Genomic DNA, 12,778 nt, shown 5'->3' on the forward strand with positions numbered 1-12,778 from the left:
GGGAAATTGAAATGGAGTCAAATATTCAGCCATTAGATAAAGTATTTTTACACTTAGGTCCTCTTTCAATAAAGTGGTATGGGGTATTGATCGGTTTAGGTGTTGTATTAGGTTTATGGTTGGCAATTCGTGAAAGTAAACGACGTGGAATACCTGATGATACATTTTTGGATCTTATTTTAGTGGCTCTACCCTCAGCAATTATAGGGGCTAGAATTTATTATGTGCTCTTTGAGTGGAGCTATTATTCTAAGCATGTTAGTGAAATTCCGGCCATTTGGCATGGCGGATTAGCTATTCACGGTGGTTTAATTGGAGCATTTATTGCTAGTTACTTCTTTTCAAAGAAAAGAGGCATTTCATTTTGGAAGCTTGCAGATATTGCAGCACCAAGTATTTTAGTAGGCCAAATGCTTGGACGTTGGGGAAACTTCATGAACCAAGAGGCTCATGGTGGACCAGTAACTAGATCATTTTTAGAAAGTCTTCATTTACCTGCTTGGATCATTAATCAAATGTATATTGATGGAACATATTATCATCCAACGTTTTTATATGAATCCTTATGGAGTTTGTTAGGGATTATTTTCTTACTAATTTTAAGAAGAGTGAATCTAAGACGTGGTGAAATGTTTTTAACTTATTTAATTTGGTACTCAGTTGGTCGTTTCTTTATTGAAGGACTAAGAACAGATAGTTTAATGTTAACAAGTACAATTAGAATGGCTCAATTTATATCTGTCGTAATTATCATACTATCTATTATCATTCTTGTTTATCGTAGAGTTAAAGGGTTATCGAATGAGCGTTATTTAGACGCATAAGTTTGTAAAACAGGAGTGGGGAGCACGTTGGAAACTTTAAAGAGAGGGTTACTAGTTGGTTTACAAACTTCTTGGAAAATAGGGAAAATAATTTTCCCTATTTCTTTCATTTTAACGATTATTAAAGAAACTGCACTAATGGACTGGTTTGTTAATATTCTTGAACCATTAATGAGTTTTATCGGTTTAAAGGGAGATGCAGCATTAGTATTAGTTTTAGGAAATGTTTTAAATCTATATGCAGCCCTTGGAGCAATGCTACCGATGGATTTAACTGTTAAGGAGGCATTGATACTTGCAGTTATGTTAAGTTTTTCTCATAATCTATTTGTTGAAACGACAGTAGCTACTGCTGTAGGAGTTCGAGCATCTTTTGTTGTTTTAGTAAGGATTGGATTTGCAATTATATCTGCTATTTGTATTCATTTCTTTTGGTCTGGTGGAACAGAAATTGTTCATAAAGGCATTGCTGTTGCAGAAAGCGTTAACCAGTCAGGATGGGATATCGTTTATAATGCCATCATCTCGTCATTAATTGGTATTTTAAACCTTATTAAAATTGTTTTTCCATTAATGCTAGTTATTCAAATTGCAAAAGACTTTGGGTGGATGAATTATATAACAACAGCATTATCTCCATTTACTAAATTAATCGGTGTTGAAGAAAAAGCTGGAGTTACATTAGCTGCGGGATTGTTTTTTGGATTAGCTTTTGGAGCAGGTGTTATGATTCAAGCCGTTAAAGAAGATGGTGTTTCGAAACGAGATTTATACCTCGTTTTCTTATTTTTAGTAGCTTGTCATGCTGTAGTAGAAGATACACTTCTCTTTATTCCTTTAGGGATTCCAGTTTTATACTTATTCTTAATTCGTTTCTTTGTCGCATTAGTTGTTACTTGTATAGTTGCAAGAATCGTAGGAAGAGTAGGTAGAGAAACTGAATCAAGTTTAAAAGCTGAAGTGAAATAGAAAGGAATTTCTTATGAAAATTAATACAATCCTATTTGATTTAGATGGTACTTTAATCAATACAAATGAATTAATTATTGCTTCATTCTTGCATACTTTGAATAAATATTATCCTGAACAATATAAACGTGAACATGTTATACCTTTTATGGGTCCAACTTTAACTGAATCATTCTCTACGGTAGATGCAGAAAGAGTTGACGAGTTCATCTCGGAATATCGTAGTTTTAATATGGAGATGCATGATGAGTTTGTTGAGGAGTATGAAACGGTTTATGAGACGATTGAAACTTTACACAAATTAGGATATAAAATTGGGATTGTCACAACAAAGGCACGAAATGTTGTTGAAATGGGCTTAAGTTTTAGTCGATTAAAGCAATTCTTTGATACTGTTATCACAATTGATGACGTGCAAAATGCAAAACCACATCCAGAACCGATTCAATTAGCTCTAAAAAAATTAAATTCTATTCCTGAAGAGAGTATTATGGTGGGCGATAATTACCATGATATTGAAGGTGGTCGAAATGCTGGAACGAAAACAGCAGGTGTTGCTTGGTCACTAAAAGGTAAAGAATTTTTAGCAACTTTTAAACCTGATTTTATGCTTGAAAAAATGAGTGATTTGTTACCAATTTTAGGAATTGATGAGAATTGAGGAAAACGAAACGCTACCTAATTGAAGGTGAAAATTCACTTTGGCAAGTCTACAAGACTGTTTCGTTTTGGAAAACATTTCGAAATACGATTGTCATTGAAATAGCTCGTTATATCCCTTTCTTTAGACTAAAAAACTGGATGTATAGGAATCTCATTGGAATGAAAGTAGGAAAGTATGCATCCTTTGCATTTAAAGTAACGCCTGATTTAATGTTTCCGGAATTAATTTCAGTAGGTAAGAATTCGATTATCGGCTATAATACAACAATCTTAGCGCATGAATATTTAATTAATGAATATCGATTAGGAGAAGTCATTATTGGTAATAATGTGTTAGTTGGTGCAAATACGACAATCCTGCCGGGTGTCACAATAGGCGATGATGCGAAAGTTTCAGCTGCAACACTAGTCAACAAGGATGTTCCAGCTGGTGCATTCGTTGGAGGTAATCCGATGGTTATTATTTCATTACCTCAATCTGAAACTACTATTTAAAAAGTGGTTTTCAATATTTTTTGTTTCGGTTAAAATAATACTTTGACAACTTATTTAGATAATGTGGAAATTGTACGTTCGTCTAAAATTCTTATAATTTGGACGGCGACTATTTCCTCTTTTTATGTGATATACTGTGATAAGCTTGAAAAACTGGAGGATCGAATGTCTGAAAATTTGGGGAATCAAACAAATCAATTTCATAATGTCGTTTCGTTCTCGTTACCGAAAGATTATTTCTATGAAAAAGGGATGAAAGCTTATAATAGTAACGATTCTGAGCAAGCGATTTATTATTTAAAAAAAGCTGCTGAAAATGAAGAAAATCAAACAGTTCTTATAGATATTTCTAGAAAGCTTTTATCATTACATCAATATCAAACTACAATAACCATTTTAGAATATATTTTAGATAAATATCCAACAAATGAGGATGTATATTATTTATTAGCATTTGCATTTTTTGAATTAGGATTATTCCAAAAAGCTAATTTGTATGCTCAAAAGTATTTAGAAATTGGCACAGATGAAGAGCAATTAGAAGAACTAGAAGACTATTTAGATATTATTCATAGTGAAGAAGATGATGATTTAAGTATTAATGATGATTTATTAGTACTTCAAGAGCGAGTTACAAGCTATTTGGCAAATCATGATTGGAAATCTGCTAAAACAACTTTACTTACTATTGTTGATAAGTATCAAGAATTTTGGCCAGCTCATAATAACTTAGCTTTAGTAGAGCTTCATTTAGGTAATCCTGAGGAAGCTGAAAGAGTATTACAATATGTTTTAGAACAAAATCCAGGTAATTTATCAGCCTTAATTCATTTAACAATGCTAAAAAGAATATTAAATGAACAAGAAATTGCTCTGCAATATCTTGAAGGCTTATCAAATATTGTTCCAATCTCTGAAGAGCACCGTCACAAGCTTGGCGTACTTTTCTATCAGTTCAAGAAGTATGAAGAAGCTTATAAGTTATTTAATTTACTTTATATGGAAAGACCAGATCGAGAAATACAGTTTTATTATATGTTCTGTGATGCAGCTTATCAATCTGGAAGAATTGAAACGGCGGAGCGTATTTGGAATTTTGAAATGACAAGTGAATTTGATGATCATGAGGAATTGGCTCCATGGGCCGAAAAAAAACATTCATCAAATGAAATCGAACAATTAATGGCTGAAACAGAGTACCAAGCAAAATACTCCAATTCGAATAGTGAGAGATGGGGATTAATCTATTTTATGAAGGAATATTATTATGAACAAAAATTCAGTTCTATCCTTCAAGATTTAAATCCATTAGAAAATATTGGTCTTGATGAACAATTAGAACAAGTACTTCTAAATAATATGTGTTATCTAGAGCCGCATCCATCACTGAATATTGCGATTAACGGAGCAAAGAAAGTACAGACGACTTGGGAAGAAGATTATATAATACTACGTAATCATCTTCAATTATGGTTTTTCGCTATATGTGAACTTACATTAAAATATAAAGAATTACCAGTAAATGAAGATGTTTTATTAGCTGCTACACATTATCTTGTTGAAAATGAAGTAAAACGTGTATCACAAAAGAAAATTGCAGCAAACTATAATATCTCTACCTATTTATTAAATAAAGGCATTAACGCCATTCGAAGCTTGTTTTAATACCAGATGGTGTTAATGCAAGCTTTCTTTATTTCTCATTAAGGTAAGTATAAATTGGCAGCAAGGATTTGTACTCGATGTGGTAGCCGATTCTAGAATTAAGTATAAGTGCAACTACGCCTCTGACTTCGCCTTAATGGCTCGTCAGTCTAAGAGTTTTCTTTATCATGAGCATATGATTTGTTGTTTTATGTCATCGCGTATTAGGATAGTGATAGTTAATGAAGTAGGGCAATTAGCCATTTAAGTACAAGGAGTGATTAAGAAATGGAAGAAAAAATTTATGATGTTATTATCATTGGAGCTGGTCCTGCAGGGATGACTGCAGCTGTATATACATCTCGTGCAAATCTTTCTACATTAATGATGGAACGTGGTATTCCAGGTGGACAAATGGCAAATACTGAAGAAATTGAAAACTACCCAGGTTTTGATAGTATTTTAGGTCCAGATTTATCAAATAAAATGTTTGATCATGCGAAAAAATTTGGTGCTGAATACGCTTATGGTGACATTAAAGAAATTATCGACGGTAAAGAATATAAAACAATCATTGCTGGTAAAAAAGAATACAAAGCACGCGCAATTATTATTTCAACTGGTGCAGAATACAAAAAAATTGGTGTTCCAGGTGAGCAAGAGCTTGGCGGACGTGGTGTATCTTACTGTGCAGTTTGTGATGGAGCATTCTTTAAGGATAAAGAATTAGTTGTTATAGGTGGCGGAGATTCAGCAGTAGAAGAAGGCGTATATTTAACTCGATATGCTTCTAAAGTTACAATCGTTCACCGTAGAGATCAATTACGAGCTCAAAAAATTCTTCAAGACCGTGCATTTGCAAATGAAAAAATTTCATTTATTTGGAATTCAACAATTAAAGAAGTTAACGGAACTGATGGTAAAGTAAGTAGCGTAACGCTTGTAGATACTCAAAATGGTGAAGAATCTGAATTTAAAACAGATGGCGTATTTATCTATATTGGAATGCTTCCATTAACAAAACCATTCTTAAGTTTAGGTATTACAAATGAAAATGGATATATCGAAACAAATGATGTGATGGAAACAAGAGTACCAGGTATTTTTGCAGCTGGTGATGTTCGTGAAAAAACTTTACGTCAAGTTGTAACAGCTACTGGAGACGGAAGTGTTGCTGCTCAAGCAGTACAACATTATATTGAAGAATTAAAAGAAGAATTATCTAAAACTAACTAATCTTGATTAGAAACGATAAATTGAAATATAAAATTAAGTTTTAGAATTGTGAACGAAATTGTAATATTCTGAAACTTATATGTAATTAGGGTGTAACTCTCTTGAAATATAGTTACTGTAATATAGACAATAACCAGAGAGCCCCCTAATATATATAGGAACATGGATATGCGCTTGTCCATGTTCCCTTTTTTTGTGCACTAAAGTATAAATTTGCGCGACAAAGAAGGACCGGGCGCAGTAACAATTAATTATAAGTGTAACTACGCCTTTAGTCTTCACGATAAAGCGCGTAAATCAGATCGATTTTGTTCCCTCAACCGTAGTTCGAACCCACAAGATTTTTTCCTTTAGCCAGGATCTTTCAACCCTAATTCCCACTCTTAACAAGTTGTTGTCTGACTAGTTTAACGGTATAATATAGATTGGGCAGTTTCAACCAACTGCAAGTCCAAATTGTAAGTGAGGTATAAGAAATGCAAAGAGTTACACATTGTGTTTTGGTAAATGAAAATAATATCCTCTTGCTACAAAAACCTAGAAGAAACTGGTGGGTTGCACCCGGCGGTAAGATGGAGCCAGGTGAAAACATTAGAGAAGCAGTTGTTCGTGAATATCGTGAAGAAACAGGTGTTTACTTAAAAAACCCTAAATTAAAAGGTGTTTTTACAATTATTATAGAAGAAGATGCTAAGGTAGTGAATGAATGGATGATGTTTTCATTTTTGGCTACTGAGTTTGACGGCGAAAATCAAGATGAGTGTGAAGAAGGAATTCTTCGCTGGCATACAATAGATGAAGTGAAAAATCTTCCAATGGCAGCAGGTGACTATCATATTATTGATTATTTACTAAAGGGTAAAGAAATTTTACATGGTACCTTTGTCTATACACCGGATTTTGAATTATTAAGATATCGTTTAAATCCTAGTTAACCTAAATTATAGAAAGGGTTGAGTTAAATGCCTACAAAATCACATGTAAAAATGGTTATTATAACTGGAATGTCAGGTGCTGGAAAGACTGTCGTTGTTCAAGCGTTAGAAGATATCGGTTATTTCTGTGTCGATAATCTTCCTCCTGCTCTACTTCCAAAATTTGTAGAGCTATTAAAGGACCCTGATCACAATACAACAGATAAAGTTGCTCTTGTTATGGATTTACGAGGAAGAGAATTTTTTGATCAGTTAGGAAATTCGCTAGATCAATTAATGTCTACTCCTTCAATCATCCCTCAAATTTTATTTTTAGATGCAACGAATGCTGCACTTGTTACTCGATACAAAGAAACTCGTCGCTCACATCCACTTTCTCCAACGAGTTCTCCATTAAAAGGAATTGAGTTGGAACGTACTCTTTTAGCCGAGGTAAAAGGGCGTGCACAATTAATTTATGATACTTCAGATTTAAAGCCTAAAATATTACGAGAAAAAATAATAGAACAATTTAGAGAAAATGAACAAGAAGGTTTTTCAGTAAATATTCAGTCATTCGGTTTTAAGTACGGAATACCGATTGATGCGGATTTAGTATTTGACGTACGATTTTTACCAAACCCATTTTATATTGAATCAATGCGTCCTTTAACTGGCTTAGATGAAGAAGTTTCGTCTTATGTTCTTAAATTTAATGAGACAACCGAATTTATGCTGAAATTAATTGATTTAATTAGTTTCATGTTACCTCAATATAAAAGAGAAGGTAAACGACAACTTATCATTGCGATCGGATGTACGGGTGGACAGCATCGCTCTGTTACTTTAGCGGAGTATTTAGCTAACTACTATAAGGATCAATACGATACGAATGTTAGTCATCGGGACGTTGAAAAAAGGAGTCATAAGTAATGGTTAGTCAACGTTCGAAAATAGTAATAATTGGAGGCGGAACAGGACTATCAGTTTTAGTTCGTGGGTTGAAAAAACATCCCGTTGATATTACCGCTATCGTTACAGTCGCAGATGATGGTGGTAGCTCTGGACGATTACGTGACGAGTTAAAAATTCCACCGCCTGGTGATGTACGAAATGTACTTGCCGCGTTATCAGATGTGGAACCGATGTTGGAAGAATTATTCCAGCATCGATTTGCAACATCTGGAGACCTTTCTGGACATTCTCTAGGTAATTTAATGCTAAGTGCAATGACTGCGATTACAGGTGATTTTTACCGTGCAATCATTGAAATGAGAAGGGTATTAAATGTTAGAGGGAAAGTTATACCAGCAGCTAATCAAAGTGTCGTATTAAAAGCTGAATTAGAAGATGGCACAATTGTTTCAGGTGAATCAAAAATTCCTTATTCGGGTAAGAAGATTAAAAGGGTATTTTTAGCACCAGCAAATGTTGAACCTTTAAAAGAGGCACTTGATGAAATTAATCGTGCTGACTTAATTGTAATTGGACCTGGTAGTTTATATACGAGTATTCTTCCTAATCTATTAGTTACTAAAATTGGGAGGGCTGTTGTAAATTCAAAAGCTAAAAAAGTATATGTATGTAATGTGATGACTCAAGCGGGTGAAACTTTGTATTATACAGCTAGTGATCATGTAAGGGCTCTATACCAGCATTTAGACTCAAGTTTTATCGATACAATTATTGTAAATGAAGGCAAAATGCCTAAAAATATTTTAGAACTTTATAAGGAAGAACATGCTCAACAAGTAAAACTAGATATAAATGAGCTTGAATCTTTAAATCTAGAAATTGTTCAAAAGTCGATCGTTAAATATGATGATAATGTAATTAGGCATGATACAGTAAAGTTAGCTGAAATCTTATGTGATCTAATCCCGACAAAAATAAAAGAATAATGAAAAAATATATAGAGCTAGAAGGAGGGGGTGATTCAAATGTCCTTTGCATCAGAAACGAAAAAAGAATTAACAACGATTGAGATCAAAGATTGTTGTTCAAAGTCTGAGCTATCCTCTTTAATTCGAATGAATGGTTCATTATCAATTGCGAATCGCCAATTTATTGTAGATGTAGTTACTGAAAATGCAGCAATTGCTAGAAGAATATATGTATTAATTAAACGTGTTTATGATGTGGACGTTGAATTGCTCGTTCGTAAAAAAATGCGTCTTAAAAAGAACAATGTATATATTGTTCGAATAAAAGAAGAAGCGAAACATATTTTAAATGATCTTTATATAACTGGTGAAGGATTTACCTTTACGAATGAAATAGCGAAAGAGCTAATTGCGAAGAAATGTTGTAAACGCTCCTATTTAAGAGGTGCTTTTCTAGCTGGTGGTTCGGTAAATAATCCAGAGACATCTTCATATCATTTAGAAATTTTTTCACTATATAAAGAGCATACGGAAGAAATTTGTCGTCTAATGAATGAGTTCGGATTAAATGCTAAAACACTAGAAAGACGTAAAGGTTATATTACGTACTTAAAGGAAGCAGAAAAAATTACTGAGTTTTTAAATGTTGTTGGTGCACATTCAGCTTTATTAAGGTTTGAAGATATCCGCATTGTAAGAGATATGAGAAACAGTGTTAATCGTCTAGTAAATTGTGAAACTGCGAACTTAAATAAAACGATCAGTGCAGCCTTTAGACAAATTGAAAATATACGTTATATCCAAAGCTCAGTTGGTTTAGATATATTACCGCCAAAGCTACGTGAAATTGCAGAACTTCGAGTAGCGTATGAGGATGTAACATTAAAAGAGTTAGGTGAAATGGTATCTAGCGGTGCAATTAGTAAATCAGGAATCAATCATCGACTACGTAAAATTGATGAAATAGCTGATAAACTAAGAGCGGGAGAACCAATAAAAATAAAATAAAAGTTAAGAGGGAAGAAAAAAATGATTGAGAAAAAAGGGAGAGTACTATTAGAAACTGGAATACAGGCCCGTCCAGCTGCACAATTTGTTCAAGTTGCTACGAGATTTCGTTCAGAAGTATTATTAGCTTACAAAGGTAAACAAGTAAACGTTAAGAGTATTATGGGTGTTATGAGTCTTGCTGTACCTCATGGAGAAGAAATTGTAATTACTGTTACTGGTGACGATGAAGTTGAAGCGATGGAAGCCGTAATGGACTTTATCGGAGAAGAAATTTAATGTAATTGGACATTCACAAGTTGGATGTCCAATTTTTTTCTATAAAAAAACTAGCCGAAAAATTACGGCTAGTTTTTTATTATTATTTAATAGATGCAGTATTAGAAATTACTTTATCAATTAAACCGTATTCTAATGCACGGTCTGCAGTCATAAAGTTATCGCGCTCTGTATCACGCTCGATCGTATCTAATGGTTGACCAGTACGATCTGCAAGAATTTTGTTTAATTTATCACGTAAGAACAAGATTCGCTTAGCTGCAATTTCGATTTCAGTAGCTTGACCTTGAGCACCACCTAATGGTTGGTGAATCATAACTTCTGCATTTGGAAGTGCATATCTCTTTCCTTTTTCCCCAGCAGATAATAAGAAAGCACCCATTGAAGCCGCCATACCAATACAAATTGTAGATACTTGAGGCTTAATAAAGTTCATCGTATCATAAATAGCCATACCAGCAGTAATACTTCCTCCTGGACTATTTATGTATAATGAAATATCCTTTTCTGGATCTTCTGCTGCTAAAAATAAAAGTTGTGAAACAATTGAGTTAGCTACGTTATCATCGATTGCGCTACCTAACATGATGATGCGGTCTTTTAATAGACGAGAGTATATATCATACGCACGCTCACCACGACTTGTTTGTTCAATAACTGTAGGAATTAAATTCATTTTTTCTCCTCCTTGTTTAAAACAAATGAATGATTAATACAATAATACCTTTAAGGTCAGAAAAGGTCAAATAAAAGAGATGCTATATTTAATGTATTATTTAAACTAAAAAATATTGACCTCTTATAACATATCTATTTATCTAATACTTCAACATCATTAACGACTTTTCCTATTATTAAACGTAACTTTATGTAGTTTTTCTTTTGATTAGTTAAAAAACTAATAACTAAATTATTGGAGTATATTCTCGGCTTGTGGATAGTATGTAGAACCTTTCAAAATGAGAACGTGAGAAAGGAAGAAGCGAACAATAAAAAAAGTCCCCTATATACAGAGGACGTCATGAATTTATATTTTTTTGTTTAAATTAATTTTTTGCTTAATTTTCCTTATTAATTTCATACATAAATAAACTATACCACTTAAAATACCAAGTATAATCATTAAATTAAATAAATTTATAGATCCCATTTTTTATCTCCTTTAGTTTTAAAAAGCATACAAATTAAAACTACCTGATGTGGTATTAACTGTAACATACGCATTTGTATATGTATGTACAACTAACGCAGCGCTATATTTTTTAGTCTTATCCATAGCTATACTTTTTCCAGTTAAACTAGTACTTAGACTAGAATCGTGTACTAATCCAACATAAGTACCCCCACTACCTACTACTCCATAAGCAGAATGTGTTGTAACCAATTTCATACTTTTTACTTTAGAAGAACCTGATGCAATACTGGCCTTAATATTTCCTTTATACGAATTTGTTAACAAACCTGAAGTATAATATACCTTGCCTGAAAAATTAACATTTACTCCTTGTGATGTTTTAGTTTTATTAAAGGATTTATTTACTGTGCCTCCCAAAGGCACCCATTTTATAGAACGACCTTGTATAGTAGGTTCAACTGAAATTTGAGCATAATTTTTTATAAAATCTGTATCAGATTTATTAAATGGTTCCCCTATCTTATAAGTAGAATTAATTAAATTAAAACGTTCTTCAATTTGTTCAGGAGTCAAATCAAGATTTTCAGAAAAAAGTGGCAAATCTGCTGAGCTATTATTATTTTCTGCATGAGATGAGTTAGGAAACAAAAAGAAAAAACCACATAAAATCAAAATAGGAAATAAATATAATATTTTTTTCATACAAAATCTCCAATTCAATTAATTTGGAAACGTTCCCTAAAATAATTTTAGCAAAATTTAACAAAAAAATGGAAGTAAATGTGACAATATATCAAAAACTAAAATATTTGTTAAAGGCAACGAAGGAAAGGACACACTAAAAAGAATCAAGAAAAAAGCTTATACTGGTATCAACAAGTCATCAAAAAACGGAAAAAACCTATTTAATAATGATCATCAAAGAAGATGCACACAAATCAATCCCATGTGCATCTTCTTCTTTTCCAATTTAAAGAATATTTTCATACTCAAAAAGAAACCTAAATCATTGCGGTCAGAACATTCTAACGATATAATAAAACATAAGATTTTATAAGATTTTCCAAAAAATCTAATTCTTTATCCTTGTTTCCTAAATTAATCATGGTCTTATATGACTACAGCTCAGTTGGATAAAGCACGTCCGAATAAGCTTCGTAGCGAAACATCAGCGCACCAATCGAGCCACTCCTTGCGACTACCTTCTGAGATTGGGGTGGAAAATACGATATTCGTATTTTAACTTAAATTATATTGCCGAGCCGCTACTTGCAATTACATACCGAGGCAAGGGTGGGACAGAGTAAACATATTAGTGGTGAAACACCAATCGAGCCACACCTTGAAATTACCTACTGAGATTGGGGTGGGAAATACGAAACTCTTATTTTAACTTATAGTATATTGCCGAGCCACTACTTGCAATTACATACTGAGGCAAGGGTGGGACAGAGTAAACATATTTGTGGTGAAATACCAATCGAGCTGCTCCTTGCATTAACCTACTGAGATTGGAGCGACAGATACGATATACTTATTTTAACTTTATATTAATATGCGTTCGTAGCTCAGTGGATAGAGCACGAATGAATATGCTCCCATGAAACTACTTCAAGCGCACTTGCCGAGCCGCTACTTGCAATTACATACTGAGGCAAGGGTGGGACAGAGTAAACATATTTGTGGTGAAATACCAATCGAGCTGCTCCTTGCATTAACCTACTGAGA

At 33.2% G+C, this 12,778-nt stretch carries 13 protein-coding genes; 11 read left to right on the top strand and 2 right to left on the bottom strand.

From position 1 onward, the window contains the following. Window positions 1–11 precede the first annotated feature (11 nt). From lgt to ACFVRR_RS05925, 11 genes are all read left to right on the top strand, one after another. Complete coding sequence (lgt, locus tag ACFVRR_RS05875) at window positions 12–824, top strand: prolipoprotein diacylglyceryl transferase (RefSeq protein ID WP_387325765.1); 813 nt, start codon at window positions 12–14, stop codon at window positions 822–824. A gap of 27 nt (window positions 825–851) precedes the next feature. After that, window positions 852–1,793, top strand: a complete 942-nt coding sequence (locus ACFVRR_RS05880; protein ID WP_387325767.1) for a nucleoside recognition domain-containing protein — start codon at window positions 852–854, stop codon at window positions 1,791–1,793. A 13-nt stretch (window positions 1,794–1,806) separates the two neighbouring features. Further along, the gene (gene ppaX / locus ACFVRR_RS05885) at window positions 1,807–2,454 is read left to right on the top strand and encodes a pyrophosphatase PpaX (RefSeq protein ID WP_097973547.1); all 648 of its coding nucleotides are present in this window, start codon (window positions 1,807–1,809) and stop codon (window positions 2,452–2,454) included. Further along, window positions 2,451–2,951, top strand: a complete 501-nt coding sequence (locus ACFVRR_RS05890) for an acyltransferase (protein ID WP_387325770.1) — start codon at window positions 2,451–2,453, stop codon at window positions 2,949–2,951. Before ppaX ends, ACFVRR_RS05890 begins: the two co-directional genes overlap by 4 nt. Window positions 2,952–3,116: 165 nt before the next feature. After that, window positions 3,117–4,616: a tetratricopeptide repeat protein gene (locus ACFVRR_RS05895; RefSeq protein ID WP_387325773.1), complete on the top strand. Its 1,500-nt coding sequence runs from the start codon at window positions 3,117–3,119 to the stop codon at window positions 4,614–4,616. Between the two features lie 267 nt (window positions 4,617–4,883). Next, window positions 4,884–5,831: a thioredoxin-disulfide reductase gene (gene trxB, locus ACFVRR_RS05900; protein ID WP_387325775.1), complete on the top strand. Its 948-nt coding sequence runs from the start codon at window positions 4,884–4,886 to the stop codon at window positions 5,829–5,831. Between the two features lie 476 nt (window positions 5,832–6,307). Beyond that, window positions 6,308–6,766, top strand: a complete 459-nt coding sequence (locus ACFVRR_RS05905; RefSeq protein ID WP_097973540.1) for an NUDIX hydrolase — start codon at window positions 6,308–6,310, stop codon at window positions 6,764–6,766. A gap of 27 nt (window positions 6,767–6,793) precedes the next feature. Then, window positions 6,794–7,678, top strand: coding sequence for an RNase adapter RapZ (gene rapZ, locus ACFVRR_RS05910; RefSeq protein ID WP_335448208.1), 885 nt, complete (start codon window positions 6,794–6,796; stop codon window positions 7,676–7,678). Continuing rightward, on the top strand, window positions 7,678–8,646 hold the full coding sequence (locus tag ACFVRR_RS05915; protein ID WP_387325779.1) for a gluconeogenesis factor YvcK family protein: 969 nt from the start codon (window positions 7,678–7,680) through the stop codon (window positions 8,644–8,646). Before rapZ ends, ACFVRR_RS05915 begins: the two co-directional genes overlap by 1 nt. A gap of 39 nt (window positions 8,647–8,685) precedes the next feature. Further along, window positions 8,686–9,636, top strand: a complete 951-nt coding sequence (gene whiA / locus ACFVRR_RS05920; protein WP_097973535.1) for a DNA-binding protein WhiA — start codon at window positions 8,686–8,688, stop codon at window positions 9,634–9,636. A 21-nt stretch (window positions 9,637–9,657) separates the two neighbouring features. After that, entirely contained in the window at window positions 9,658–9,915 is a 258-nt protein-coding gene (locus ACFVRR_RS05925) for an HPr family phosphocarrier protein (protein WP_025568719.1), read from the top strand. 82 nt (window positions 9,916–9,997) lie between these two features. Here ACFVRR_RS05925 and clpP read toward each other — a convergent pair whose 3' ends face one another. Further along, window positions 9,998–10,591 (bottom strand): ATP-dependent Clp endopeptidase proteolytic subunit ClpP, encoded by a 594-nt coding sequence (gene clpP / locus ACFVRR_RS05930; protein WP_387325783.1) that lies wholly within the window; start codon window positions 10,589–10,591, stop codon window positions 9,998–10,000. A 492-nt stretch (window positions 10,592–11,083) separates the two neighbouring features. Next, window positions 11,084–11,752 carry a hypothetical protein gene (locus tag ACFVRR_RS05935; protein ID WP_387325786.1) on the bottom strand — a complete coding sequence of 223 codons (669 nt, stop codon included), beginning with the start codon at window positions 11,750–11,752 and terminating at the stop codon, window positions 11,084–11,086. Between the last annotated feature and the right edge of the window lie 1,026 nt (window positions 11,753–12,778).

The organism is Gottfriedia sp. NPDC057948, assembly GCF_042887255.1.
Taxonomy (GTDB): Bacteria; Bacillota; Bacilli; order Bacillales; family Bacillaceae_G; genus Gottfriedia.